Annotated in this window: 24 protein-coding genes; 19 read left to right on the top strand and 5 right to left on the bottom strand. The window is 44.4% G+C overall.

Annotated features, from left to right (window positions below; translation table 11 throughout):
• Positions 1-3: 3 nt before the first annotated feature.
• From IKB69_RS04380 to hemC, 9 genes are all read left to right on the top strand, one after another.
• On the top strand, positions 4-828 hold the full coding sequence (locus IKB69_RS04380) for a M23 family metallopeptidase (RefSeq protein ID WP_290946472.1): 825 nt from the start codon (positions 4-6) through the stop codon (positions 826-828).
• Between the two features lie 952 nt (positions 829-1,780).
• Entirely contained in the window at positions 1,781-3,088 is a 1,308-nt protein-coding gene (gene hisD, locus IKB69_RS04375) for a histidinol dehydrogenase (RefSeq protein ID WP_290946563.1), read from the top strand.
• A 39-nt stretch (positions 3,089-3,127) separates the two neighbouring features.
• The gene (locus IKB69_RS04370; RefSeq protein WP_290946470.1) at positions 3,128-3,391 is read left to right on the top strand and encodes a DUF2018 family protein; all 264 of its coding nucleotides are present in this window, start codon (positions 3,128-3,130) and stop codon (positions 3,389-3,391) included.
• Positions 3,384-3,830 (top strand): hypothetical protein, encoded by a 447-nt coding sequence (locus IKB69_RS04365; protein WP_290946469.1) that lies wholly within the window; start codon positions 3,384-3,386, stop codon positions 3,828-3,830. The genes IKB69_RS04370 and IKB69_RS04365 overlap by 8 nt, the downstream gene beginning before the upstream one ends.
• Positions 3,823-4,767 (top strand): polyprenyl synthetase family protein, encoded by a 945-nt coding sequence (locus IKB69_RS04360; RefSeq protein ID WP_290946468.1) that lies wholly within the window; start codon positions 3,823-3,825, stop codon positions 4,765-4,767. Before IKB69_RS04365 ends, IKB69_RS04360 begins: the two co-directional genes overlap by 8 nt.
• Entirely contained in the window at positions 4,767-6,140 is a 1,374-nt protein-coding gene (gene hemA / locus IKB69_RS04355; RefSeq protein WP_290946466.1) for a glutamyl-tRNA reductase, read from the top strand. Before IKB69_RS04360 ends, hemA begins: the two co-directional genes overlap by 1 nt.
• Positions 6,141-6,149: 9 nt before the next feature.
• Positions 6,150-8,021 carry a proline--tRNA ligase gene (locus tag IKB69_RS04350; protein WP_290946463.1) on the top strand — a complete coding sequence of 624 codons (1,872 nt, stop codon included), beginning with the start codon at positions 6,150-6,152 and terminating at the stop codon, positions 8,019-8,021.
• Positions 8,021-8,539: an FxsA family protein gene (locus IKB69_RS04345; RefSeq protein ID WP_290946460.1), complete on the top strand. Its 519-nt coding sequence runs from the start codon at positions 8,021-8,023 to the stop codon at positions 8,537-8,539. The genes IKB69_RS04350 and IKB69_RS04345 overlap by 1 nt, the downstream gene beginning before the upstream one ends.
• Complete coding sequence (gene hemC, locus IKB69_RS04340) at positions 8,536-9,483, top strand: hydroxymethylbilane synthase (RefSeq protein WP_290946457.1); 948 nt, start codon at positions 8,536-8,538, stop codon at positions 9,481-9,483. Before IKB69_RS04345 ends, hemC begins: the two co-directional genes overlap by 4 nt.
• A gap of 13 nt (positions 9,484-9,496) precedes the next feature.
• Here the strand turns inward: hemC and IKB69_RS04335 are convergent, their stop codons facing one another.
• The gene (locus IKB69_RS04335) at positions 9,497-10,090 is read right to left on the bottom strand and encodes a DedA family protein (protein ID WP_290946455.1); all 594 of its coding nucleotides are present in this window, start codon (positions 10,088-10,090) and stop codon (positions 9,497-9,499) included.
• Positions 10,091-10,228: 138 nt separating this feature from the next.
• Between IKB69_RS04335 and IKB69_RS04330 the strand changes: the two genes are divergently transcribed.
• The 4 genes from IKB69_RS04330 (at position 10,229) to IKB69_RS04315 (ending at position 13,815) form a co-directional block, all read left to right on the top strand.
• Positions 10,229-10,798, top strand: coding sequence for a hemerythrin family protein (locus IKB69_RS04330; protein WP_290946453.1), 570 nt, complete (start codon positions 10,229-10,231; stop codon positions 10,796-10,798).
• Entirely contained in the window at positions 10,798-11,268 is a 471-nt protein-coding gene (locus IKB69_RS04325; RefSeq protein WP_290946451.1) for a hypothetical protein, read from the top strand. Before IKB69_RS04330 ends, IKB69_RS04325 begins: the two co-directional genes overlap by 1 nt.
• 62 nt (positions 11,269-11,330) lie before the next feature.
• Positions 11,331-11,627 (top strand): hypothetical protein, encoded by a 297-nt coding sequence (locus IKB69_RS04320; RefSeq protein WP_290946448.1) that lies wholly within the window; start codon positions 11,331-11,333, stop codon positions 11,625-11,627.
• Complete coding sequence (locus IKB69_RS04315) at positions 11,593-13,815, top strand: glycosyltransferase (protein ID WP_290946445.1); 2,223 nt, start codon at positions 11,593-11,595, stop codon at positions 13,813-13,815. Before IKB69_RS04320 ends, IKB69_RS04315 begins: the two co-directional genes overlap by 35 nt.
• 68 nt (positions 13,816-13,883) lie before the next feature.
• On the opposite strand, the gene lptD is transcribed toward IKB69_RS04315, so the two are convergent.
• From lptD to purD, 3 genes are read right to left on the bottom strand one after another with little or no spacing between them, the layout of a single operon-like run.
• Entirely contained in the window at positions 13,884-16,289 is a 2,406-nt protein-coding gene (gene lptD / locus IKB69_RS04310) for an LPS assembly protein LptD (RefSeq protein WP_290946443.1), read from the bottom strand.
• Between the two features lie 6 nt (positions 16,290-16,295).
• Positions 16,296-16,853, bottom strand: a complete 558-nt coding sequence (locus IKB69_RS04305) for an RDD family protein (protein ID WP_290946441.1) — start codon at positions 16,851-16,853, stop codon at positions 16,296-16,298.
• Position 16,854: 1 nt separating this feature from the next.
• Positions 16,855-18,294 (bottom strand): phosphoribosylamine--glycine ligase, encoded by a 1,440-nt coding sequence (purD, locus tag IKB69_RS04300; RefSeq protein WP_363240217.1) that lies wholly within the window; start codon positions 18,292-18,294, stop codon positions 16,855-16,857.
• Positions 18,295-18,478: 184 nt separating this feature from the next.
• Here purD and gmd point away from each other — a divergent pair, with 184 nt between their 5' ends.
• The 5 genes from gmd (at position 18,479) to IKB69_RS04275 (ending at position 21,840) form a co-directional block, all read left to right on the top strand.
• Entirely contained in the window at positions 18,479-19,588 is a 1,110-nt protein-coding gene (gene gmd / locus IKB69_RS04295; protein ID WP_290946438.1) for a GDP-mannose 4,6-dehydratase, read from the top strand.
• 218 nt (positions 19,589-19,806) lie between these two features.
• On the top strand, positions 19,807-20,022 hold the full coding sequence (locus IKB69_RS04290) for a hypothetical protein (protein ID WP_290946436.1): 216 nt from the start codon (positions 19,807-19,809) through the stop codon (positions 20,020-20,022).
• The gene (locus IKB69_RS04285; RefSeq protein WP_290946434.1) at positions 20,010-20,165 is read left to right on the top strand and encodes a hypothetical protein; all 156 of its coding nucleotides are present in this window, start codon (positions 20,010-20,012) and stop codon (positions 20,163-20,165) included. The genes IKB69_RS04290 and IKB69_RS04285 overlap by 13 nt, the downstream gene beginning before the upstream one ends.
• An 87-nt stretch (positions 20,166-20,252) precedes the next feature.
• On the top strand, positions 20,253-21,086 hold the full coding sequence (locus tag IKB69_RS04280) for a flagellar hook-basal body protein (RefSeq protein ID WP_023930719.1): 834 nt from the start codon (positions 20,253-20,255) through the stop codon (positions 21,084-21,086).
• Positions 21,087-21,144: 58 nt separating this feature from the next.
• Complete coding sequence (locus tag IKB69_RS04275) at positions 21,145-21,840, top strand: MBL fold metallo-hydrolase (protein WP_290946431.1); 696 nt, start codon at positions 21,145-21,147, stop codon at positions 21,838-21,840.
• A 24-nt stretch (positions 21,841-21,864) separates the two neighbouring features.
• Here IKB69_RS04275 and IKB69_RS04270 read toward each other — a convergent pair whose 3' ends face one another.
• Complete coding sequence (locus tag IKB69_RS04270) at positions 21,865-23,124, bottom strand: HP0729 family protein (protein WP_290946429.1); 1,260 nt, start codon at positions 23,122-23,124, stop codon at positions 21,865-21,867.
• 251 nt (positions 23,125-23,375) lie between these two features.
• Between IKB69_RS04270 and IKB69_RS04265 the strand changes: the two genes are divergently transcribed.
• Positions 23,376-25,973 (top strand): AAA family ATPase, encoded by a 2,598-nt coding sequence (locus tag IKB69_RS04265; protein WP_290946427.1) that lies wholly within the window; start codon positions 23,376-23,378, stop codon positions 25,971-25,973.
• Positions 25,974-26,094: the final 121 nt, after the last annotated feature.

Raw genomic sequence — 26,094 nt, 5'->3', positions numbered from 1 at the left:
GTTATGAAAAAAATATATTGGACTGTACTACTTGCTTTTATGTGTCTTGCAGCAAAAGATCCAGCGAGTAGTATTTACACTGCATATAATGGTAAGCTTTTTATCGCTTACAGCTCTAGCTCAGATCCTGTGCCATTAGAGCTAGGTGGGCGCAAGATTGCGTGGATCAATCATCCAAAGCATTTGGGGCAAAAGATAGCCCTAGTGCCGATTAGTTACCACACTAAGTCATCAACCCTCAAGCTCTCCAAAGACATAACACTTGCCATCACCCAAGCACAGTATAAGAAAGAATCCATTGTAGTTGCAGATCGTAGTAGGCTTTACCCAAACAAGCAGGTTCAAAGGCGTATCGATAAAGAGCGCGATGAAGCACACGCGATCTATCAAAAATCCCATGAGAATCAGTATTGGAAGCAGCCTTTTGCTCACCCAGTGAAACGCGTATTTGTCACAAGTCCCTTTGGCACTGCTAGGGTGTTTAATGGATCGGTACAGAGCTACCACGGAGGTGTGGATTTTCGTGCGCCACAGGGGACACCTATTTATGCAGCAAACGATGGCATGGTAGTTTTAGCCAAAGATCGCTTCTTGTCTGGGAAGTCGGTTGTCATCGATCATGGCAATGGAGTTTATACGACATATTTTCATTGTAGTAGATTGTTAGCTCGTGTAGGAAAGTTTGTGCGCAAAGGTGAGACAATCGCCCTAAGCGGTGCGACAGGCAGGGTAAGTGGTGCGCATTTGCATTTTGGTGTGGTGTGTAACGGCGTGCAGGTTGATCCGATGGATTTCATTAAGCAAATCAACGCGCTTTTTGCTAGCTAGGCGGAAAGTAAATAGATTCTAGCTAGAATCTGTAAAGTTGGGTTAGTCCTTTGTTCTTTAAGCCATTAACCTTGGCATCTAAATTTAAGTTCAATCTCCAGTGTAGTATTGAAGCTATTCTTGCGTTGATCATATACTGCGTGTTTGTATAGTCTTGGGTAGGGGGTAGGGAAGTTTTGGTATCTGGCATAGATTTTACATTAAGAGTGTAGCGCGGCGTGAGATCAAAGCTCATACCAATGCTCGCTAGTATTATTTGATTAGCAGCGTTTGTGCGTGCGCTTAGTGCGAGATTAAAGGTAAAAGAAGAGTTTGGATGGGGTCATACACATAAGTCTGCGGAGTAGCACTTGAGCTTAGCGGGATCTTACTCTCTAGTTCGCCACCTGTGTCAAATGTAGATTGTCCAAAGTTTAGATTATGCTAAGCAAATCTTTGCATTTTTGTATATGAGACAAAATTGACATCAAGTAGAAAAGATCTCATTAAGATATTCAATCAAAATCTCTAGATCGCTTCAAGATCCATTACCATAGATTTCCTAAATCATCATAGCTTCCGTCTGTAAGTGGGAATCTTGTGTAAGCAGAGACCTGTCGCCACCTAATATATCGCCCTCATTGCTAAGAGACCTATCCGTAAAAGCTCTGGGTACTCTTCCCTATGTTATTGGCTCGATATACCATCTATGCCATAGATCAATAGGAGTTTCACTCTAAGTGGAGTAGCCTATAATGGAATTTGCAAGGTTTGTTCAATAAGTGCGTAATGAAGTAGTTTTGCCTGTGACAATCTCATTAACAGCTTTTTGTAAAATGAAGTATATAAGGCAGTAGAAACAGAATCTATGTATAATCAAAAAGACAACAGCGCAAGTGGTTGTAGAATTCATCAAACTTGTAGCATTCTTATGGCAATTGTGTATAATGCGGTATTTTTTTGGGGGTTTAGTATGATTGCTATGCTACACACTAGTCAAAGTGGTTTTACACAGAAGTTTGATGCTATTGTCCAAAGGGGACAAGATGACTTGCATAGTGCTGAGCAAATCGTTTTGCCGCTATTAGAAGAGATTCGCACACAAGGGTTAGAGGCTCTATTATCGCAAGTGGCGCGCTTTGATGGCTTTGCTCCAAAGAATCTAACTGATCTTACAATTACACAAGAAGAGTGTGCTAAAGCCTATCAGAATCTAGATTCTACAACAAAGGATACTCTGCATATTGCCTATGATAGAATCACGGCATTTCACACAAAGCAGAAGCAAAAATCGTGGTTTGATAGTGATGAGTACGGATCTATACTTGGACAAATTCACACGCCCATACAACGCGCAGGACTTTATATCCCCGGTGGTAAAGCTGCTTATCCAAGTTCAGTGCTTATGAATGCTATCCCAGCTCTTGTGGCAGGGGTGCGCGAGATCATTGTCTGCACACCTACGCCACAGGGACAGGCAAATCCACTGCTGCTAGCAGCATTGCATATTTGCGGGATCAAAGAGATGTATCGTGTGGGTGGGGCTAGTGCGATCGGTGTATTTGCCTATGGACTAGAATCTAGTGGGAAAACGCTAGTGCCAAAGGTTGATATCATAAGCGGACCTGGGAATGTCTTTGTCGCCACGGCAAAAAAACTTGTTTTTGGCAAGGTTGGGATTGATATGATCGCAGGTCCAAGTGAAATTGCTATTATTGCAGACTCTAATGCTAATGCTGCATACATTGCTAGAGACCTACTCTCGCAAGCAGAGCACGATGAGATGGCTTGTTCCTTGCTTTTTACCACAAGCCAAGAGCTTGCTGAAGAAGTGGCAAGCAAGGTGGAAGATCTTCTCCCAAGCCTGCCAAAATCTGCCATCGCCAATGTTTCTATACAAAATCGTGGTGCTATTGTTGTGTGCAAAGATATTAATGAAGCTATAACGCTTTGTAATGATCTAGCCCCCGAACATTTGGAATTAATGTTTGATAATGCCTTTGCTCATTTGCCAGCTATCAAAAATGCTGGGGCGGTTTTCATCGGGGCAAACACCCCAGAAGCCATAGGAGATTATCTCGCAGGACCAAACCACACGCTTCCTACGGGCGGAAGTGCGAAGTTTTTCTCTCCACTTAGTGTGGATACTTTTATGAAAAAAAGCTCTCTCATCGCATTTAGTCAGCAAGGTATTAATGAGCTCGCTGAGCCTTGTGCGCATTTAGCGGAGCTTGAGGGGCTTTATGCGCATAAGATCTCTGTCTTAGCGCGTAAGTCTTAGGTGCAGATAGTCAAAGTAGATTCTAGTTAAGGAGTAACTATGTGGAAAGAATGGGAAGATTTAGAAGTGCTAGCGGGTGATCCTACACAAAAATGGAGTGAGATTATCCTACACGCCTCGCCAACACTTGCAAAAAAGGAGCTTGATAGGCTCTTGGAGCTTTTGGCGATATATGAAGTGGCATTTGAAGAGAGTGGGGCAGATTTACGGAAGTTTATCCATACACATAAAGAAGCTATAGAAGTGCAAAAGCGCAATATTGCCATAGAGTCTAGCGCGAAAATTTTAAGTGAGAATGAATAGAGTCGTGCCGCTTCTTGCGAAATCGTGCATTGTTGTTTGGTTTATTTGGCTAGCTTGTATGCAGAATCTTTATGGGGCTAAGCCGATTTGGGATATACAAGAACAGCTATCACTGCGTAAAGATGAGATTTATGTGCAGGATTTTGCGCTCTCAGGCGTGTCAAAGACACTTAAGATCTATTGGACTTTGTATAAAAACTATGGGCTTGTAGTGCATTTGCAGTATGATAAATTCCCATATCAATTTGTGCTTTATACAGACTATAAGCGAAAAAGTTTTACACTTCCACTCTCACAAGGTCAAGATATTGACAAGACAGCCTACTTACTTTTAAGCTTCCAAGATTTTGATGAGCAAGAGAAAGTAGCAAACCTTGGATTGTTTATTATGCTTCCTAAAAAGCCAATATCTAGCCACATCAAGGACTATAATGAGTAAAGCAAGAGACAAAGCCAGCGAGCAGGAGGCTTTGAGGGCGATACAGCATCGGTGTGAGGCGTGGGTGCAGGAGCAAGATTCTGCGTTGATTGGCTCTATGTATGCGGCTATTAACCACGGTAAAATGCTACGCTCAAGGCTGATTCTAGCTATCGCAGCAGGGCAGTTTTCCACATATCAAGAACCCATCATCGATCTTTGTGCAGTTATTGAGCTTATCCAATGCGCCTCCTTGCTGCATGATGATGTGATAGATTCTGCTACTTCTAGGCGCAATCGTCCAAGTATTAATGCGCAATTTGGCGATAAAAATGCGATTATGCTGGGCGATGTGCTTTATGCTAATGCCTTTGTTAAGCTTTGCGGCTTTTCTTCCACTATTGCTCGTTGTGTCGCTGGCTCTGTAGCCCTGCTTGCAAAAGGTGAAATTGAAGATGTTGCATATAGCAAAGAGTTTCAATCTAGTTTGGAAGTGTATTACCAAATCTTGCGCAACAAAACCGCCTCGCTTATCGCTGCTAGCGCGCAAGCTGCAGCACTGCTTGTGGGATTAGATTCTAGTGCGTATCAAACTTATGGATACAACTTGGGTATGGCGTTTCAAATTATCGATGATATATTGGATATTACACAAGATGAGCAGACTTTGGGCAAGCCTGCTATGAATGACATTAGAGAGAGGAAAAGCACTCTGCCTTGCATCTTGCTCTATCATAAGCTAGATTCTAGTGAGCAGCAGGCATTCTTACACGCTTTTACTCGTGCTAACAATGAAGATATAGCTTTTATCAAGCAACTTTTGCTTACATATTCTATCATTGATGAAGCTAAGCACATTGCTTATGAATTTGTCCAAAATGCCTTGCACTCCATTGCTAGTGAGCAAAACAGCGCATTGGAATCTATTGCTAATGCATTGATTGAAAGGACATACTGATGCAAGCCCATTATCTTACTCTAAGCTTTTCACACAAAAACACCTCCATAACCTTGCGTGAAAAACTAGCGCTACCCCAACATAGGCTAGTGCCTTTTGTCAAATCTCTACGCGCAATCCCAAGCATAAAGGAGGTGTTATTACTTAGCACTTGCAATCGTGTGGAATTCTATCTTTATACGCACACACCACAAGAGTGTATAGTTGCAGTGCTAGATGCGTTCGCGCGCGAGATTGCACTGCCCTTGCATATTTTAGAGTCTCACTGTCATAGTGCGCTTGGTCAAGAGGCGGTGCATCATATTTTTAGTGTAGTAAGTGGGCTAGATAGCATTGTGCTAGGGGAGACACAAATTGTGGGGCAAATGAAAGAAGCATATAAGCTATGCTTTGAGCTAGAGTCTTGCGCACAGGAGATGACTAGGCTTATGCACTTTGCATTCCGCACAGCAGCCAAAGTGCGCACGCAAACCACCATTGCTAAAACCCCTCTCTCCATAGCTTCTGTCGCGGTGAAAAAAGCTTTGGAATCTAGCCCCAAATCAGCACTTGTGCTAGGGGCTGGGGAGATGGCGCAGCTTGCAGCAAGGCATTTGCTAGATTCTGGCGTAGCAGTATGTATGAGTAATCGCAGTAAAAATCGCGCTATCAACTTCGCCACTACTCTACTCCAAGAGAAGAAAATCAAGCAAATCGTCCATATTACCCAAGAGAGTCGCGCTGGTATGCTTAGAGACTTCGGGTTAGATTCTAGTGTGTTATGTTTGCTGGATTGGCAGGATATGCCAAACTTGTTTAATGACTTTGGTATTATCATCAGTGCCACAAGTGCGCAAGAGTTAATTATACGCAGGCAAATGTGTGAGTTTAGGGATATGAAGCGCGCGTGGTTTGATCTAGCAGTCCCTAGAGATATAGAATCTACTTGCGCAGATCTTGGCATAGAAGTGTTATGTGTCGATGATTTGCAGCAAGTCATAGAAGAAAATCGCTCACACAAAAAGGCTCAAGCCCACCAAGCTCACGCGCTTGTTGGTGTAGCGGTAGTGGAGTATTTTCACTGGATACAAAGCCTAGATGTTCTGCCATTGATTAAGTCTATGCGAGAGCAGGCAAAGCAAGCTTCTGTGCAAGAAGTAGCGCGTGCGATCAAAAAAGGCTATTTGCAAGCAGAACAAGAAGAGAGGGTGCTTAGGATTTTACATAATGCTTTTAATGTGTTTTTACATAATCCTACGCTTAATCTCAAAGAGCTATCTCACCACAAAGAGGGTGATACTATTATTCAAGCACTACAAAAAGTCTTTACGCAAAATGATAATCTTAAGCTCTTAGATCGCTACAAATGCGAGTATGATGATATATCTTTATAAGGAGGTTTTATGTTGCAATCTCGCTTACTAGCTCCAACAAGCAAAGAAACTCCAAAAGATACCGTACTAAAGAGTCATAAGCTGCTTGTGCAAGCAGGCTATATTTATCAAAGTGGTAGTGGGGTTTATAGCTTGCTACCACTTGGCAAAATTGTCCTAGACAAGATCGCTAATGTCGTGCGTAAATATATGAATGAGGCTGGCGCACAAGAAGTACTACTAAGCTTCGTAACACCAGCGGAGCTATGGAGAGAGTCCGGGAGATATGAGCTTTATGGTAAGGAGCTTTTACGCTTTAAAGATCGCAAGGATAATGAGTTTATCCTTGCACCAACGCACGAAGAGAGCATTACCCAGCTTGTCAAATCCTATGTTAAATCCTACAAGGCTCTCCCGCTTAATCTCTACCAGATCCAGCTAAAGTTCCGTGATGAATTGCGCCCGAGATTTGGGCTTTTGCGCACACGCGAGTTTCTTATGAAAGATGCTTATAGCTTTCATAACTCTAAGGAATGTTTGCTTAAAGAATTTGAGAATATGTATCAAGCTTATAGTAAGATTTTTAGCGAATTGGGACTGGATTTCCGCGCTGTGGAGGCAGACTCTGGAGCAATTGGGGGAAGCGAGAGCAAGGAGTTTATGGTGTTGGCAGATTCTGGTGAAGATACGCTTGTGGTCTGCACGCAGTGCGAGTATGCAGCAAATATAGAAGCCGCAAAGCGCGCGAAAAGAGTGGAGCCAGATTCCGCGCCTAGAGCTCAGTTTGCGCGCTTCCCTACACCAAATGTTAAAACAATCGATGATGTGTGCAAATTCTTTCATATTGATCCTTATTATGCACTAAAGGCAGTGGTAAAGGCTTACACGCAAAAAGTGGGTTCTAGGGAGAATTTAGCTTATGGGTTAGAATCTCAAAATGGCGATAAAAAACAAGCCTATGACCTAGAATCTACTTTTGAAAAAGCGCAGAGTGTAGATTCTTTAAAAAACCCAACATCCCAAATAAAAAAATTTGCAGTGTTTTTTTTGCGCGGAGATGATGCGCTAGAAGAGACTAAAGCTCTTAATGCTCTGCGTGCTAGTGGCTATGATGCTTTAGAGCTACTAGATGTAAGCGCGCAAGAGTTAGAATCTTTGGGGCTTGTTGCCGGGAGTATTGGTGCGGTAGGAATTCGCGCGATTATGGGGGACTCTCCTATAATATTTGATGAAGATTTGCGCTACGGGAGAGATATTATTTGTGGTGGCAATGAGAGAGATACACATATTGTGGGGGTGGATTTTACAGAGTTTGCTGATATGGTGTATGCTCCATTAGCCTCGGTGCGAGATGGCGATATATGTGTGTGTTGCAAAGGAGCTTTGACGCACAAAAAGGGTATAGAAGTAGGGCATATTTTCCAGCTAGGCGATAAATATTCAAGCGCGCTTAAAGCCGAGTATCTAGCGCAAGATTCTAGCTCTAAGCCCTTTGTAATGGGCTGCTATGGGATAGGGATCTCACGCTTGTTGCCAGCGATACTAGAGCAAAAGGCTGATGAAAAAGGCTGTGTGTGGAGTAAGGCTAGTGCGCCCTATGCTGTGCAAATTATCGTTGCAAATACCAAAAATGAGCAACAATCACGCTATGCCCTAGAGCTATATCAAGCTTTGTTGGCAAGGGGTGTAGCAGTGCTGTGTGATGATAGAGACTTACGCTTTGGGGTGAAAATGGCAGACTTTGAGCTAATCGGGGCGGCATTATATGGGATAGTTGTGGGCAAGGGGCTAGAATCTGGTGTGATAGAGTGTATTAAGCGTGATGGATTAGAGAAGCAAGAGTTAATCGCTAGTGAAGTACAGGCAGTGTGTGGAGCGATTATGGAGCGGCTGGAGCGATAATGCGCGGAATTGTTGTGTGGCTTATGATGGGCTATATCGCACTAGAACTGCTTGGATTTAGTATATTTATCGATTATTTTGGCGTGTTGTTTGCTGTGATTGAAGTGTTTGTATCAGGTATGCTTGGCTTCTGGCTACTTAAAAGAGAGCTAGCCCAGCTAAGTTTGATTCAGCTTTTTGTGCGATTTAGACAGAGGGATATGTTTGCTCTATTGCGCAATAGTATGCTTAGTGGCTTTGGGGCAGTACTTTTGCTACTGCCTGGGATTTGCAGTGATATTGTAGGGGTGGTTATGGTGCTTTGCGCGCTAGTTTTCTACCCTAAATCTAAGCTAGATTCTAGTCTAGAATCTAGAGGATATCAGGGCTTTGATGATTGCTTCACAAGCTCTATGCGCTACGCTTATCAAACAAAGTCTAAAGATGATGATGTGATCGATGTGGAAGTACTAGAGCCTACAAACTCACAGAAGCCAGGAGAGCAGCTATCGCAGAAAAAATCAAGGAGTGTGGAATGAGAAAGCTAGTCATTGGCACAAGAGGGAGCGCACTAGCTTTGTGGCAGGCGCACTATATCCAAGATCGCTTATTGCAAGAGTGCGGAGTAGAATCTAGCTTAGAAATCATCAAAACCAAGGGCGATAAAATCCTTGATGTCCCACTTGCAAAAATCGGTGGCAAGGGACTTTTCACCAAAGAGTTAGAAGAAAAGCTTATTGCAAAGGAAATTGATTTGGCGGTGCATTCTCTTAAAGATGTTCCAGTGGATTTGCCAGAATCTTTGGTGCTGGCGTGCATTACAGAGCGAGAAGATGTGCGAGACTGCTTTGTAAGCTATAAATACGCAGATTTGAATACACTTGCGCAAAATGCACGAGTTGGCACGACTTCTTTGCGTCGTAGTATGCAACTTAAGGCAAGGCGTATGGATATTGCTTGCCTGTCGCTACGCGGAAATATCCAAACGCGGCTAAAAAAGTTAGAATCCGGTGAATTTGATGCCATTATCCTTGCGTATGCTGGGCTAAAGCGGCTTGGCATTACACATATTCCGCATATCGTGCCACTAAGCACTACGGAAATGATTCCTGCTATGGGGCAAGCAGCACTAGGGATAGAGTGCAGGGAAGATGATGAAGACTTGCGCGCAGTACTAGATACACTTGTGTGCCCAAAAACTGCTCTTTGCACGCAAGCAGAGAGAGAGTTCATCAAAGCGTTAAATGGTGGGTGTCAAGTGCCAATTGGTGTGCATTGCAAGCTTTTAGGGGAGATTAGGAAGGGGATGATATGTATCAATGCTATTGTTGGTATGCCTGATGGAAGCAAAATACTACAAGAATCCACAAGTGCAAGCGCACAGGAAGCAAACATAGCTGCAAAGGAGCTGGCACATATATTAATCAAGCAAGGTGCTAGAGAGGTGCTAGAGCAAGCGCAGAGGTTTTTTCTCCAAGCTTAAGAGAAGTTAGAATCTACTTGGGACTAGATTGGTGGTATGTCTTTGCCCACGCTTTTTTGCTAAACCACAACACCCCAAACACTAAAGTTAAGAACACGCCAATTACCACATAGGAATATTGCCCATAAGATTCTACAAGCTCAACCACTACCTTTGAGAAATAGAATGCCAGTAGCCCCAAGCTAGTTGCCCAAATCACGCTAGCAAGCAGATTAAATATAAGAAACTTTTTAAGATCATAGCGACTCGCGCCAATAGCTACAGGAACAAGAAACTTCGCTCCGTAGATGTATTTGTTAAATAGAATTAGGATTGCGCCATACTTTTTGAGCCATATGTGCATAAGTGCGATTTTTCTGCGATGTGATGCAAAGAATCGCTCGAAGTCCTTTTTTTGATAGCGTGTTAGGAACACAAGCAGAGAGCTACCTGCGAAATTTCCAGTAGCGGCAATGATAATGCTTGCAGCAAGGCTAATATGCCCAAGAGTTGCCAGCGTGCCAGCAGCTAGAATCCCCACATATCCACTCCCCATACAATAAACGAACAGTGCCACATAGCCCCAAGTCTCAAAAGAGTCCTTAAATGAAGCGATAAAGCTTTCCATTTTTCGCCTTTAAGTTTTATTATCATTTTTGTAATTATACATACTACAAGTATATTTGTAAATTTTTTTAAGGAAAAAAAAACTTTCAAAGTTATATAATCTCGGCTTTGTAGGAGTGAATACATTAAGGAAAGTAGTATGGCAATACCTGAATGGGACGATAAGTTTAGTATCCATAATGATATCATCGATGTTCAACATAAAAAGCTGTTTGATATTGCTCATAGGGCGGGGCTACTTATCAGTAAGCAAGTTGATGGAAATGAGATTAAGAAAATTTTAGTCGAGCTTTTTGAGTATATGAAGGTGCATTTTCACGATGAGGAAGTCTATATGGCAAGTATAGGCTACCCTGATCTCGAGAGGCAAGCTACTATGCATCAGCGGATTATCCGCGATATGACAGATCTTATCCAAAATATCCGCTATGACTTTAAGCAAAAGCTCGCTATCATCACTGAAGAGTGGCTTATCAACCATATCCTAAAAGAAGATATGCAGATAGAAAATTACCGCAAAGCTCATGAAGAAGAGATCAAGGCTATGCAGGCAAAGCAAAGTGGTGAAAAGGAAATTATCCATATCTACAAATGTGCCTGTAAACCGGCGTTTAAAGTACTAAACACAGTGCATGAGAAAATCCAAAGCGGGCAGGTGTTTCACTGCAAAAAATGTGGCGAGAGTATTGTATTTGTGCGTGATGAGTAATGCTAGGCTTCGTGGCTTCTCGCCTAATTATTGCGCTGCTGCTCTGCTCTGCGGTGTCTGCTAGCGAGCCAGCACTTAGCGCGCAAGATTTTTTGCGCTACTATGAGCGCAATCTCAAAATTGCCCACCAAGCTATTTTACAAGGATCTGTGAGTAGGGAGTTTGTGCGATTTCGCGGGTATAGCTTGATTGACTACACGATTTATAAGCAAATGGATAAGCAAGAAATAAAAAATATCAAAAAACCTTTGGTATTTTTTAGTGGGGTGCTTATTGGGAGTCCTTTGTATAGCGAGTTTGGCGGTGTGAGTATCGATGCTTATGCGGATAATGAAGTGCGCGCGCATTTAAACTTTCAGGGGCGGTATTTTAGCGATCTAATTGCCATTGGGCAGGATAGATTCTACGCGCTATGCGCACTTAGCGCGATCAATCGCTGCTTGCTGTTGGGGATTGGTGAGCGGTGGTAGCCCCTATCGTCATTGTAGCAAGCACTGCTCACAATGACAGAAAAGGGAAAGAGTGAAAAATCGTGTTTGTGATACCACGCACGCAGGCGGCAGGATTTTGCGATGATTTTCTAAAGAAACTGCGCTTTGCTTGTTTTCTAAAGAAACCTGCTTCAGCTTCGCCTTGCACCGCTGCCGCTGGCTTTATGGGTTGTCAAGGCGGAGGCGAAGGGATTTACCTAAGCGGTAATGAGCAAGCATCCGCCGCAAACTCCCACAAAAGCGCACAAAAGCCAACGCCCAAAACGCGTAAAGCTGAATCCATCAACCCACAAAGGAGACCCAATGAAAACCCTTGCCATAATTATCCCTGTCTATAATGTAGAGCAGTATTTGCTAGAGTGCCTGGAGTCCTTAAGTGCGCAGAGCTATGGGGATTTTGTAGTGATATGCGTTGATGATGGCAGCACAGATTCTAGCGCGCAAATCATCACTAAGTATGCCAATCGCGACTCACGCTTTATCCTCCTAACGCAAGAAAATCAAGGCATAGGTGCTGCTAGAAATGCGGGGCTTAGGTATGTCTATGCGCATTTGCCCGAAGTGGGCTACATCGGCTTTATGGATCCAGATGATGCAGCAGGGGTGGATTACTACGCTAATCTTATCTATACGCTAGAGTCTAAGCGCGCGCAGATGGCGACCACACGCGATGTGTGTCGGTTTTTAGATTCTAGCTATGATAGCGCGATGTTTGCTCTAAGGCAGCCTAAGACTAAAGGCATTGTCCGCAAGGTTACAAGCAAAAACATCGCGCATAAAATCGAAGCCCCACGCAGTGTATTTACGCGCGCATTGCTGCAAGATCTGCGCTTCCCTATAAACCGTTTTGCTGAAGATGTGGGCTTTAGTGTGTGCGCGCACGCTCTGGCTGGTAGAGTGGCTTTAAGCAAAAGTGCTCGCTACTTCTATCGCGTGCGTAGTGGCTCACTCACTAGCAAAACCCACCCACCACAAGAGTTTTTCCAAGTTTTTGGCTTTGTGTATGAGTTTTTTAAGAAGCGCGGCTACCTAGAGTCCTACCACTTGCCTACAGATTTGCTCCGCCCCAATCGCTTCGCACAGCTAGATTCTAGCTACCTTGCACTTTTACAAGACTTTTTGCGCTCTTTAGAGCTTAGCCCAAGCGTGCTGGAGAAAAATAAGCCCCTAAAGACTGCCCTACAAGCAAAAAGCTTAGAAGAGTTTATGGCTAGGACTAGGAGCTTTAGAGAGTGGAGGGCGGATAAATTTTGCCTGCATTTGACCAAAAATCGCAAGACGATCATACTCTTTGGCAAGAGGCTTTTAGACACTTCTGCGAGCGTGCGTGCTAGATCTACCCTAGCCGCAGAGCCCAAGCAAAGCATAGCTATCATCGCTAAAGACATCACAGAAGCAGGTGGGGGCGAGCGCGTGGGCGTTAATCTGGCAAACGCCTTTGTGGAATGTGGCTTTAGGGTTAGGGTCATAAGCCTTTTTAGTAGCAATAATGTCCCAGTGTATCGGCTAGATTCTAGGGCGGAGCTACTCTCTCTCTCTCTCTCTCGTAAGCCGCGCGCGCAACACCCAGCAAATAGCATAAGCCCAAATACCCACATAATCCCCCCAAGACACCTAAGCAAGCTTACAAAGCTTTGGCAGAAGCTCTTGCGCCCCTTACTTATCTATAAGGTAGAGAGAGTCCTGCGCACCTATAAGCCTAGTATCGTGCTAAGTAACGATGGCTGGTATATCCCCCGCGCCAAGCTAGATTCTAGTGCGTATTGGCGGCTTTGGCACTTAAACGCCCCTAAGCACCTAAGCGCGCGTAAAGCTCGCAATCTAGCTAAGTTTGACACTTTAGTCGTGCTTTCAAGCAAAGAGCTAGCAATTTGGCGAAGCTACCATAAAAGCGTGTGCGTGATCCCAAACTTTCTCCCAGAGCTGCCAGATTCTAGCAGGCTTGCTAATCCTAGCACCAAAGTCGTGCTATCAGTAGGGCGGCTAAGTGGGGAGAAGGGCTTTGATAGGCTGCTTGATATCTGGGAGATGGTGCAAGATCGCGCCAAAGATTCTAGCGGATTGGCGCAGTGGCAGCTACATATCGTAGGTAGCGGGGATTTGCAAAGTGAGCTAGAATCTAAAATCGCGCAAAAGGGCTTGAAAGAAAGCGTGCGCTTAGTTGGCTTTAGGCAGGATATGGAGCGTGTGTATCTAGGGGCTAGTATTTATGTAATGTGTAGCTACTTTGAGGGCTTTGGTATGGCATTGGCAGAGGCGTGTAGCTATGGGCTAGCTGGCATAGCCTTTGATATTGCCGCTGGTCCTAGTGATATTATTGCACAAGGCGAGAGTGGGTATTTGATAGAAGATGGCGATAAGCAGAGCTTCGTCAATGGGCTTTGCCTGCTTATGAGCGATGAAGCAAAGCGTGCGGAGTTTGGCGCAAATGCTAGGGAGCTTATGGCGCGAAACTTTAGTAAAGAAGCCATAGTTCCAAGGTGGCAGGAGCTTTTTAGCAGTTATGACTCGATTGCTAGATTCTAGTTGGCTGGTTATGGATTGCCACGATTGTTTGCGCAAACTTGCAATGACAAACAAGATCTAGATTCTAGCTAGAATCTCGTTGTAAGCCCAGCACTTGTGAGCGGAGTGAAGTTAAGGATAAGCCGCACGAAGTAATCTTGCTGGATATAGAAAGGATTGTTGATGTTATTTGTCAAAATTGGTCGGCGGCGATTGACAAACTTTAGCCCTATGCCAAAACAGCGGATATTTTTATATAGCCCTATGTCCCAATCTAGCAGGGTGTTTCTTTCAGTGTCATAGCCCGCAGAAGCCGAGAAAGCAAATACGCGAAAGTCGTGCGCAATGTTTGCGCGTAAATATTGCGCGCCTGCTTGTGTAAGGATAGTGTTAGATAAGAAATCATAAGCTTCTTTATCTTTGAAAAAGTAGCTTGCAGAAGCGGAGAAAGCCCCACGGCTAAAGCTTGTAGCTAGAGCTAGCTCAGACATTTTCTTCACATAAAATGAGTAGAAAAAGCTTGCAGAAAAGTTTAGCCCAGCGATGGGGGAGAAGTTAAGCTTGTTTTCTAAAGGTCGCTTGACCATCACGCTAGAATCTACGCTCCCGCTGTTAGTGTTTAGCTCGTGGCGTAGCTCATCGAAGTTTAGCCGTTGAAACACTCTCCAATCAACAATATTGCGCCCAGTGTTGGTGAGAAAATACTGCGAGAGCTTAAGGTCAAGAGTTTGATTGACAATAGTGTAGGCACTAATGCCTGATGGATCCCAGATATCATCATAGAAATACATACTGCCACTAGGGGAGACAATGGGGAATTTGCTAAGATAGTCTGCTGCTGTGCCAAACTGCTCTCTTAATGCGATAGAGGTTTGGCGGATTTGTGCAGCTTGATCGCCGGTGGCTTGGCTTAAGAGTCCGTTATGATAGAAGAGATATGGACCGCTAAGGAGAGCTTCAAGCTGGATTGTGTGGAAGAATTTATTGTAGCTTTTGGAGAGATCGGAGTTGAGCGAGACAGAGTAGTTGGCTGAAAAGATATTGCCATTTTTGTTTGTGCCATCATTGCTTGGGATATAGCTGTTTTGCGTTTTGGTTAGGACTAGGTTTTCTGCGTAGAACTCATTCCAAAGACCGAGCGAAAGGTATTTTTTAAATAGTGAAAACTGCAGTCCTACAGGGATTCTCAAGCCATTTTCTGCATAGCCATAGCCGACTTGGCGTGTGGTGTTTTTAAACTGATAGTCTATGGCATACATAAGCTGGCGGAAAAATAGCAAGTCCATATATTTGTGGTATTGAAAGTTTGGCACAGACTGAAAGGTGCTGGAGTTATCTAGCTTTGAGAGATTGAGAAAGTACTTAAAATTTAGCCCGACATAGTGCTTTTGCGTTTGAACAAAGGCGTTTGCCTTAGAAGTGTAGGACATATCATAGACGCGTTTGTTGATCTGGCGCAAGCGGTAATAATCTAGATCATTCATATGCGCGAAGTTGATATAGACTCCATTATCAAGCTCGCTTTTAAGCTTGAAGTATTTTTGCAAAGGGCGGTTACCTAGATGATAGAGTCTAAATCCATAGATATAGTGGTTTTTAAGGTTAAATCGCTCCATATACTCATCAAAGTTATATAAATACCCAAGTTCTGCATAGGTGCGATCTAGCTTAGAATCTAGCGCGCGGAACTCTATTAGCCCACCTATACCACGCTCAGAGCGAACTTGTGGGGTTAGTGTGATGTCCCAATTTGTCTTTGGCGCGATGTAGTAGGGCAAGAAAAAGGCAAAGCCCTCAGTGCTTGAGGTAACAAAAGATGGCATAAGTAGCCCGCTTGTGCGCGACATATTAGTAGAGACATTAAAGTAAGGGAAGTAGAAAATAGGCACATCACCGATATATACGCGTGGATTCCATAGAGAAACACTCTTTTTGCTATCAGAGTATGAGCCCGAAGATGCTTCCATACGCCAAATTGGGTTTGGCACTGTGCAGCCAGAGAGGGTAGCCCTTTTAAAAGTGTAGAAAGTATCTTGCGCGGTGGCAAGACTAGAGCTTACCCATAGCCCACTCTCTATATCTTGGAGGTAAAGTGGCTCGATCACGCCATATTTGTCATCTAGGGAGAAATGTGTTTGATGAGTGCGTACAAGTAGATTTCCATCACGATAGATTCTCACTTCACCACTTGCTTGCACTTCGCGCTTTTGCATATCGTAGCGGATTGTGTCAGCTAGCACATAAAGCTCTTGGTTTATGAGAATCGCATCGCCTGTGGCGTGGATCGTGCCTTCTGCACTATGTACAGAATCTGCTAAAAGCTCAAAGACTTTTTGATTGTCTTTGTTGTATTGAGTTACGCCCTTTTTCTGCTCGGTTTTGGTGGAGCTAGAATCTGTGCTGATAGATTCTGGCTCTAAAGGCTTGGCATTAAGATATAGGGCTATACACCCTAGCAAAAACCCTGCACGCAGTTTGCTGCACCCTTTGCTCACTGGATTCTAGCTCTTTTGCATAATTACGATTGTGCGTGTGGCGCGGTCATAGAGCGTGCGCTTGAAGGCATCGCTAAAGGCAAAAATAAAGGGGATGTAATACGCTGCTTGAGAGAATGTCCTTAGGGTTGCGCGCAAAAAGCTAGCCAAAAAGCTTGGAGAATCTAGCAAGTCAATGTTGATTACTTGGATTTTGCATACAATTTTCCCAAGACTCGCCCCATACCAAAAGGTAAAAAGCCCTTGGTAAATAATCTCTAGTAAGAAAATCTGCACAATAAGCGAAGAGATTTGCTTCTGTATCTTTTGCTCTATGTTTTGCCCTAGTGGTTGGGCTTTGACACTATCTTTTAGCATAATGGCACTTGAGTTGCTATTGTGTATTTCCTGTAGTGTTTGTGGCTCGCTTAGGGCAAGGAAGGTGTTGAGATTTATCATTACCACAAGTACGCTAAGTAGCAATGCGTCAATCAAAAAGGCGTAAGATCTCCTATCAAGCGGGGCTAGGGTTAGTCCCTCTCTATCAAGGGTGTCTTGCAGGACTTCATCTCTAGAGCTTGCCATATTATACCTTTAGAGCTTTGTTGGCAATGTCTGTGCGTAGTAGCTTGCCATCAAAGTTTATAGCCTTAGCGATTGTGTAGGCATTGTCTTTGGCAAGTGCGAGTGTGCTAGCTACTCCTATGGCAAGAGCCACGCGTCCGCCACTTGCTAGCAGCTGGCTTGTGGTACTCTCTTGACTAACACCCGCATAGCAGATATGCCCTAGCTTGCTATCAAAAGGGGTGATGGATATTGGATGTGAGATGGAGCTACCAAAGGGATAATTATGGCTTGCAAGCACGACTCCTACGCAGTAGCCATCGCGGAATTGTATAGGTAGCTTAGCGATCTGCTTAGATTCTATGGCTTGGCAAATATCAAGCAAAGGTGTTTGCAAAAGTGGCAGTAGCACTTCACACTCTGGATCGCCAAAGCGGACATTAAACTCGAGTAAATATGGCTCATTATTTACCACCATAATCCCAGCAAAAAGTACACCGCTAAAGGGCGTGCCACGCTCTCTCATACCAGCAAGCGTTGGGGCAAATATCTTTGTAGCAATTTTATCAAGCAGGGTTTTATCACATAGCGGGCTTGGTGTGTAGGCTCCCATACCACCGGTATTTGGACCTTTGTCATTATCATAGAGCTGCTTGTGATCTTGGCATGGTGGTAGAAGCGTGAAGTTATTGCCATCACATAGCCCAAATACAGAGAGCTCATAGCCAGATAGAAATTCCTCTACTACCACACACTCCCCAGCTTTGCCAAACTCCTTGCCACTTAGCATACTATCGATTGTCTCTTGCGCCTGTTTATAGGATTCTGCGATGATTACACCCTTGCCCGCGCAAAGCCCACTGGCTTTGATGACCACGGGTAAATCAAGTGTGCTAGCAAAGTCTTTTGCTACTTTTGGGTCGCTTGTTTGGATATAGCGTGCGGTGGGGATATTACGCATAGCGACAAAGTCCTTCATAAAGGCTTTTGAGCCTTCAAGCTCTGCGGCTGCACGGCTAGGACCAAAGACCTTGATCCCTTGTGCGCGTAGATCATCGCTAAGTCCATTTACAAGCGCACTTTCTCCGCCGATGATCACCCAAGTGATAGAGCTACTTTGACAAAACTCTACAATGTCTTGATTGTGCGGAAGCGTGAGATTTGTGCCAAGCATTGCTGTACCAGCATTACCGGGAGTGAAAAATAGCTCCTGTATCCTAGAATCTTGTTTTAGGTGCAAGCCTAGAGCGTATTCTCTCCCACCATTCCCTACAATTAAAACCTTGTGAAAATTCTCTTGTGGATTATGTGTCTGCATAAAAGCCCTTGCGATAATACTACCCAAATAACCGCTACTTATGTTGCGTAGCCCAAAATGCCAGCTACAAATAAGGCAGGAGAGCTCTCTTAGGCGGCAGATTCTAACCCCTGTGGGGCTACAAGCGAAAACACCGACACACAAAAACTACTACCAAGCCTAAAATACTAAACAATCAACGGACTCACCAAAAAAGAAACACGAGTTATTCAGGCGACGCCATTATAGGCACTCTAGGTTTAAAATTGGGTTAGAAAATGCGAAGTTTGCTATAATGAGAGCTTTTACTCGCGCTCTTTAGCGTGATACTCTACTTTTAAGGAAGCTTATGAAAAGGGCATTGATCACAGGTATTACTGGGCAAGATGGCGCGTATTTGGCGGAGTTTCTCCTTAGTCGTGGCTATGAGGTGCATGGCATTAAGCGCAGAAGCTCGCTTTTTAATACTGATAGGATCGATCATCTCTACCAAGACCCACACATTGATAATCGCAACTTTTTCTTACATTATGGGGATTTGACAGATTCTACAAATCTTATCCGTATTATCCAAGAAGTGCGTCCAGATGAGATCTATAACCTTGCGGCAATGAGCCATGTGCAAGTAAGTTTTGAGACACCAGAATACACCGCAAACGCCGATGGCATAGGCACACTTAGGATACTAGAGGCAGTGCGCTTGCTTGATCTAATCAAGCACACCAAAATCTACCAAGCCTCCACAAGCGAGCTCTATGGGCTAGTGCAAGCTGTGCCACAGAGCGAGAGCACGCCATTTTACCCGCGCTCGCCCTATGCTTGTGCTAAGCTCTACGCCTACTGGATTACGATCAATTATAGAGAGGCATACGATATGTTTGCTTGTAATGGGATTTTGTTCAACCACGAGAGCCCTATCCGTGGCGAGACATTTGTTACGCGCAAAATCACGCGCGCTGTGAGCAAGATCGCCCTAGGCTTGCAGGATAAGCTCTATCTAGGCAATCTCTCTGCCAAGCGCGATTGGGGGCACGCCAAAGACTATGTAGAGGCGATGTATCTCATCTTGCAGCAGCAAAAGCCTGAAGACTTTGTCGTAGCCACCGGCGTTACGACACAGGTGCGCGACTTTGTGGCACTGGCATTTGGGGAGCTTGGCATTGAAGTGGAGTTTCGTGGGGAAGGGGTTGATGAAGTGGGCGTGGTCAAAGCGTGTAGGGGTGAGTATCAGCTACCGCAGGGGCAAGAAGTGGTCGCGGTGGATTCTCGCTACTTCCGCCCCACAGAAGTAGATCTACTTCTAGGTGATCCCAGCAAGGCGCAGAAGCTGCTAGGCTGGAAGCCTAAATACGACCTAGCAATGCTTGTCAAAGATATGATGCAAAGCGATATAAAGCTTATGCAAAAGGAAAAATTCTTGCAAGATAATGGCTACAACATCTTGCGCTATTTTGAGTAGCAGGATACAAATGCCGGTATTGCACGATGTTTTAAATAATAGTGATTATATGCTTGATTTATGTGCTGATAAATCGCTTACAATGGCAGATTAGATTCTAGCAGGGTGTTTCTCTGTCGTTGCTAGATAGCCAAAGCTTCCCATAAAGATTAAGAAAATATGGCTGTGTAAAGAGAGTTTAGTTAGAGTTCGTGTTAATTTTATAAAAAAGGATTGTAGTGTTAGAACAACTTCCAAAGATTTTAGAAGAGAGTAGAAAGCAGGTGGAGAGGGCGTTAAACTCGCCACTTAAGTTAAAGGCACGACCGACAAGGTCGCTAACCTTTCACAAAATCTGCAAAGCTCCCACAGCCCCACCGCAAATCTTAGAATCCTTGAAGCAGACAATCGGGGCGAAAGTGAAAAAGCCCTCTCCCCGTCATTGCGAGGCGTAGCCGAAGCAATCCATAAAAAACAAGTGGATTCTAGTATGGATTGCCACGCTCGCTATGATGATAAAGGGGTGGATTTTGTGATTGCCCCCCCCCCCTTAAAAGATTCTTACTTTTATGTGTGCGCTATGGCTTATGTGAGGTAGAATCTGTTTTGATTCTAAGTAGATTCTAGTTGGAATGTAAGTTGCTTAATAAGGGGTATAAGTTACTTCAAGCCCTAAGGATAGGATATGATAAATGGCTACTACTCTGCCACAGGTGGAATGATCACGCAGTTTAACCGCTTGGATGTCGTCTCAAACAACCTTGCCAATCTCAATACCAATGGCTTTAAGCGCGATGATGTGGTAATAGGCGATTTCTTGCGGCTTTATAAGCAAACGCAAGATACCTTGCCACTCAAAGACCACACGCGTGCTGCTGCACAATACCAAAACCGCAACCTAAACCGCGTCCCAATCATCAGTGAGGAATACACAGAGTTCTCAAGTGGTGCGATTGCGCAAACAGAGAACCCACTAGACTTCGCCCTGCAAAAGCCCAATGCCTACTTTGCTATACAAACCCCAGATGGCGTGCGATATACGCGTGATGGAAGCTTCACTATTGATAATGAAGGCTATCTTAGCACTAAGCAAGGCTTCCGCGTGCTATCTCGCGCTGGGCTTGATGGAGAAGGTGGGATCATCATAGGGCAGGGTATGCAGGTAGAAGCGGACAAAAATGGCAATCTCTTTTTCCGCTCTAGTGCTAATGAAGAGCAAAATGCCCCAGCAGAGGGCGGTGCGCTAGCGATTGTAAGCTTTGATAACCCTAAATACCTGCAAAAAGTGGGCAACAATCTTTACAGCTACCCACAAGAGCGCATAGAAGACCGCGTGATTTCTATCAATGATGGCTCGCTTGCGCAAGGATTTATCGAAAAGAGCAATGTCAATGCGGTTAAAGAAATGACCGCACTTATTGAGACAAATCGCTTAGTGGATATGTATTCTAAAGCAATGCGAACCTTTGTCGATGACTTCGCGCCTGAAGCTATTGGCAAGCTTGCTGTGAGAGCATAGGTGATAAAGCGTAAAAGTGTGCAATGATAATCGCGCAAAGGTTGTGAAAGGGGAGGCTATGAGTATGCAAGAAAAAAAAGTGCTAAAAAGACTCCAGCATTTATGCAAGGCGTTTGGGGAGTATGAGACAAACTGCTATATCGTGCAAAGTGAGCAGGGGGAGTTTATTATCGATCCGGGTATGGGAAGCGCGCAGTGGGTGCTAGAATCTAGCCCAAATCCTTTAGCGATTTTACTTACACACGGGCATTTTGACCATATCTTTGATGTGGCAAAAATCAAGCAAGCGCGCCCAGAGATTCCGCTGTATTGCCCTAGAGATGATAGCTTTATGCTAGAGAACGATTGCTTTGGCACTGGGCTTATGCCCTATGAGTTTAGTGCAAATGATGTGCTTGTGAGCTGCGATAAGGGGAGAAGTGAGTTTGTGCTAGGTGGGGTGGAGGTGAGCTACCTACACTTCCCGGGGCATACGCCGGGCTGCTCTGCGGTATGTCTAAGTCAAAGAGATAGCGCAGGTAGAATCCAAAAGTCTAGTATGTATAGTGGGGATTTTGTCTTTAAGCGTAGTATTGGTCGCTATGATTTCCCATATTCTAGCCCTAGCGATATGCGCGACTCTTTGCAACGATTTGGCGCGCTTGGGGCACAGGAGTTCGGCGGGGCAGATATAGAGATTTTCCCCGGGCACGGAGAGAGCACTTATCTAAGCTACGAGCAGAGCAATGTCGCCTTATGGTTACCTAGAATCTAGCTTTGATATTTGGTAGCAGGCTTGTCATCTAGAAGTAGAATCTAGGTAGATTTTAGGAGCTTGCAGCGCGTTAAGTGCTAGGAGTAGGGTTATAAGCACACTTTCTCGTCCTATACCTAGAATCCGCTCACGCAGTGTAGAAGCCTGCGCTAGGCTCGGGCTGCTTGCGTGTGCTGCTGGGTTGCGGACTGCTTGAAGAGTGTTAATAAATGAGCCAAGCTTTATGCCAGCAAGGTAGCTAATTTCGTGTTTATTCAAGCTAGAATCTAGCTTATAGGCTTTGTCGTGTTTCCACTGCTCTAGCACTTGTTGGGCGCATTTGCGTAGGTGCTTTGTCGTGCCAAGGGCTGGAGTGCTTTTCGCCTTGCCTTCAAGCCACTCTTGCACGCTAGATTCTACCTCCTGCACGCTGTAGGTGATCGCAGCTAGGGGGGACTCTACCTCTGTAAGCGTGCTCTCAAACTCAACGAGCGTAGCAAAAAGCACGCGGTAGAATCGCATAATTTCTTGCTCCATTGATTTGGCATAGAGTAGGACAATGCCTGTGCAGTCATAGAGCGGGTTCTCTCTGTTGGCAAGGTATTCTATCTCGGCGTTGATAAGGCTCTCCATAGAATCTGGCAGGAGCGCGTTGGCAAGCTTTGTGCCAAAGGTATAGTCGATTAAGTGCTGGCGGATTTGGATTTGCTCATTTGTTTTAAACATATTGTGGTAGTGGGACTCATCTTGGGCGAAGTAGCTTTGATTGGACTTTAGCGTGATGAAAAGCGGGTAGGTGTAGTCGTTGCCATAGATGGCAAAGGTGCGGTTATTGTGCAAGGTGATAAAATTTGCCAAGAAGTTATCGCGCACAGATGTGAAGTCATCTCGCACCAGCTCACGCATATCTGTGATTAGAAACCACAGCTCCACATCAAGCTGCTTTTGCTCGTAGTAGGCGGGGGACTCAGCTGGCTGCTCTTTGGCTATGGAAGTAACTTTGCAGACATAAAGATTAGCATAATCGCTCAAAAATAGCTGCAAGGGACTATCGCTAGAAGTGCTAGCCATAAGCTGCGCCCACGACTCATTGGCAAAGGTGGTGCTAGGTGGCTCTAGAATCTGGGCAGGCTTGCTAGGCTCTGCTTGGGCGTGTGGCTTTGGCGCGCGCATTTTGGATTTCACCTTGCCAAAGGCGACTTTGCCTTGTGCTTTAAGGATTGCAAGGTGAGATTCTATGACATTGTTTTCATAGTAGGGATTGTAGAGTATGAGTAGTGCGGTGGGGTTTGTGGGCTGGGTCATTACACGCCTTTAGGGTGGATATTGGGTATTATAGCTTAAGGTGGTGGTTTTGTGTAGTGCTGGCGATAGTAGAATCTACTTTGAAATTTGCTAGATTCTACTTAGAGTCTATGTGCTTACCTATAAATAAACTTGATAGTAAATGACTAAATTTATATAATGCTAAGCATATAAAACTTAGCAGTGATAGCTATTTGGTGTGTAGTCATTGCTTTGGGTTATATGATTATGTGGATATTAAGGAGTAAGAGATGTTTGAGAAGCTAACTAACCAAAGCAAAGAAGCCCTAGATTCTGCGGCTTCTTTGGCACTGCACGCCAATAATCAAGAAATTACTTCTGCCCACTTGCTTTGGGCTATGCTTACTGATACGCAAAGTATCTTAAACCAAGCCCTAAATGCTATGAACGCTGATAAAGCTGTTATTACACTAGAGGCAAAAAGCGCGGTAGAAAATCTCCCCAAATCTTCCCAAGTAAGCAAAGAGAGTTTGCGACTCTCCCAAGAGCTTGCCAATGCCCTACATAATGCGCAAGGATATGCCACGCAAAATGGTGATAGCTATATCGCGCTAGATAGCATTATCATCGCAAATGCTAAGAGTGAAGTGTTTGCCAAAATTTTAGGAAAGTATGTCGATATGCGCGAGCTAGCAAAGAGCCTAGAATCTATGCGTGCAGGTGCGAAAATCAGCAATCAAAATGACGATAGCACCTTGCAGTCTTTGGCGAAGTTTGGGATTGATCTAACGGCAAAAGCGTTGGAAAACAGCCTTGATCCAGTCATTGGTAGAGATGAGGAAATTATGCGAATGATGCAAATCCTTATCCGCAAGAGCAAAAATAATCCTATTCTACTAGGTGAGCCGGGCGTGGGGAAAACGGCTGTGGTAGAGGGACTAGCGCAAAGGATTGTGCAAAAGGAAGTGCCTATAAGCTTACAGCATAAGCGAGTTATTGCGCTTGATATGAGTGCGCTTGTGGCTGGGGCGAAGTATCGCGGGGAGTTTGAAGAGCGATTAAAAGCAGTTGTTGATGAAGTCAAAAAGGCTGGAAATGTGATTTTGTTTATCGATGAGATACATACCATTGTAGGGGCTGGGGCGGCTGAAGGCAGTATGGATGCGGCAAATATCTTAAAGCCAGCTTTAGCGCGTGGTGAGCTACACACCATTGGTGCAACCACACTCAAAGAATATCGCAAATATTTTGAGAAAGATGCCGCACTTACGCGCAGATTCCAGCCTATTGCGCTTAATGAGCCAAGTGTGAGTCAATCTTTACAAATTTTGCGCGGGATTAAAGAGCGGCTTGAAGCCCACCATAAAGTGAGCATTACAGATTCTGCGCTTGTGGCAGCAGCAAAGCTCTCAGCGCGCTATATTGCAGATAGGTTTTTGCCTGATAAGGCAATTGATCTAATCGATGAAGCCGCCGCGGAGCTAAAAATGCAGATAGAGTCCCAGCCAAATGCACTTGCTTCTATTAAGCGCGAAATTGAGAATCTAACCATTGAGCAAGAAGCTATTAAAATGGAGGCAAGCAATACTTCCAAAAAAGGTGCGAGCACCGATAGGCTTGCTGAAATTGAAAAAGAGCTGGGTAATACCAAAGAAGAGCAAAGGCGGCTTGAAGCGCAGTTTGAAAATGAAAAGCAAGTCTTCCAAGAAATCGCACAAAGCAAAGACAAGATAGATGCCTTGCGCAGTGAGTGTGAGATCGCTAAGCGTGAGGGTAATTTGCAAAGGGCTGCCGAGATTGAATATGGGCTTTTACCAGCAGAGAAAGAAGCATTACAGGCATTGGAGCAGAAGTGGGAAAGTATGCAAGAGGGCGGAACACTGCTGAAAAACTCTGTAACACAAGAGAGCATTGCAGAGATTGTAAGCCGTTGGACACACATTCCTGTGCGCAAAATGCTCCAAAGTGAAAAAGATAGGATTCTGGGTATAGAAGATGAGCTGGCACAGAGTGTGGTTGGGCAAGATGAAGCTTTAAAAGCCATAGCACGCGCAATAAAGCGCAATAAAGCGGGGCTAAGCGATAGTAATCGCCCCATAGGCAGCTTTTTGTTCCTAGGACCAACGGGTGTGGGGAAGACAGAATCTGCCAAGGCATTAGCGCGCTTTTTGTTTGATAGCGAGAAGAATCTTATCCGCTTTGATATGAGTGAGTATATGCAAAAGCACGAAGTGAGTCGCCTAGTGGGTGCAGCTCCGGGCTATGTGGGTTATGAAGAAGGCGGTCAGCTTACAGAAGCTCTGCGCAGAAAGCCTTATAGCGTGGTGCTTTTTGATGAAATTGAAAAGGCGCACCCAGATGTGTTTAATCTACTTTTACAAGTACTTGATGATGGGCGGATTACTGATAATAAGGGCGTAACGATAGATTGCAAAAACACAATTATTATCCTAACGAGCAATATCGGTAGTCAAAAGATTATGGATATGGTTGATAAAAAGGCGCGTGAAGTAGCGGTACGCGATGAGCTAAAATCCTACTTTAAGCCAGAGTTTATCAATCGGCTTGATGATATTGTGCTATTTAACCCACTCTCACTTGCCAATATTACACAGATTGTTGAGAATCTACTTGCCCATATTGCTACAAAGCTAAGTGATAGGGGTATTAGCATTGAGCTTACACAAAGTGCGAAAGCCTTTATTGCAGAAGTTGGGTTTGATCCAGTCTTTGGTGCGCGCCCACTAAAAAGAGCGATGTATGAAGAGATTGAGGATAGGCTTGCGGAATTGATTTTAGAAGCAAAGGTGCAAGAGGGAGACAAAGTGGTGTTTGATGTGAAAAATTCTGCTTTGAGTGTAGAGATCATACATCGAGATTTGGGTTAATATCAGTGATGTAGAGCCTTGCACTAGATTCTAGCCAGCTTAAGAATCTATCCCCATTAAGCTGAAAATAAAGCTTATTAAAAGCAAAACTTAGCTAGAATTGCCACATTTTTCATAAAGG

The sequence above is a fragment of the Helicobacter sp. genome (assembly GCF_017502485.1).
GTDB lineage: Bacteria > Campylobacterota > Campylobacteria > Campylobacterales > Helicobacteraceae > Helicobacter_B.
Note: the sequence above shows the minus strand (reverse complement) of the source record. Positions and strands in the feature narration are given on the sequence as shown.

What these genes read in the sequence shown, in the direction of transcription:
- IKB69_RS04270 (WP_290946429.1), bottom strand. Translation starts at nt 23,124, where the DNA reads ATGACCCAGCCCACAAACCCCACCGCACTACTCATACTCTACAATCCC.
- IKB69_RS04335 (WP_290946455.1), bottom strand. Translation starts at nt 10,090, where the DNA reads ATGGAAAGCTTTATCGCTTCATTTAAGGACTCTTTTGAGACTTGGGGC.
- IKB69_RS04305 (WP_290946441.1), bottom strand. Translation starts at nt 16,853, where the DNA reads ATGGCAAGCTCTAGAGATGAAGTCCTGCAAGACACCCTTGATAGAGAG.
- IKB69_RS04360 (WP_290946468.1), top strand. Translation starts at nt 3,823, where the DNA reads ATGAGTAAAGCAAGAGACAAAGCCAGCGAGCAGGAGGCTTTGAGGGCG.
- IKB69_RS04275 (WP_290946431.1), top strand. Translation starts at nt 21,145, where the DNA reads ATGAGTATGCAAGAAAAAAAAGTGCTAAAAAGACTCCAGCATTTATGC.
- IKB69_RS04345 (WP_290946460.1), top strand. Translation starts at nt 8,021, where the DNA reads ATGCGCGGAATTGTTGTGTGGCTTATGATGGGCTATATCGCACTAGAA.
- IKB69_RS04315 (WP_290946445.1), top strand. Translation starts at nt 11,593, where the DNA reads ATGAAAACCCTTGCCATAATTATCCCTGTCTATAATGTAGAGCAGTAT.
- IKB69_RS04370 (WP_290946470.1), top strand. Translation starts at nt 3,128, where the DNA reads ATGTGGAAAGAATGGGAAGATTTAGAAGTGCTAGCGGGTGATCCTACA.
- gmd (WP_290946438.1), top strand. Translation starts at nt 18,479, where the DNA reads ATGAAAAGGGCATTGATCACAGGTATTACTGGGCAAGATGGCGCGTAT.
- hemA (WP_290946466.1), top strand. Translation starts at nt 4,767, where the DNA reads ATGCAAGCCCATTATCTTACTCTAAGCTTTTCACACAAAAACACCTCC.
- IKB69_RS04280 (WP_023930719.1), top strand. Translation starts at nt 20,253, where the DNA reads ATGATAAATGGCTACTACTCTGCCACAGGTGGAATGATCACGCAGTTT.
- IKB69_RS04265 (WP_290946427.1), top strand. Translation starts at nt 23,376, where the DNA reads ATGTTTGAGAAGCTAACTAACCAAAGCAAAGAAGCCCTAGATTCTGCG.
- IKB69_RS04330 (WP_290946453.1), top strand. Translation starts at nt 10,229, where the DNA reads ATGGCAATACCTGAATGGGACGATAAGTTTAGTATCCATAATGATATC.
- IKB69_RS04350 (WP_290946463.1), top strand. Translation starts at nt 6,150, where the DNA reads ATGTTGCAATCTCGCTTACTAGCTCCAACAAGCAAAGAAACTCCAAAA.
- hemC (WP_290946457.1), top strand. Translation starts at nt 8,536, where the DNA reads ATGAGAAAGCTAGTCATTGGCACAAGAGGGAGCGCACTAGCTTTGTGG.
- IKB69_RS04380 (WP_290946472.1), top strand. Translation starts at nt 4, where the DNA reads ATGAAAAAAATATATTGGACTGTACTACTTGCTTTTATGTGTCTTGCA.
- hisD (WP_290946563.1), top strand. Translation starts at nt 1,781, where the DNA reads ATGATTGCTATGCTACACACTAGTCAAAGTGGTTTTACACAGAAGTTT.
- IKB69_RS04365 (WP_290946469.1), top strand. Translation starts at nt 3,384, where the DNA reads ATGAATAGAGTCGTGCCGCTTCTTGCGAAATCGTGCATTGTTGTTTGG.
- IKB69_RS04325 (WP_290946451.1), top strand. Translation starts at nt 10,798, where the DNA reads ATGCTAGGCTTCGTGGCTTCTCGCCTAATTATTGCGCTGCTGCTCTGC.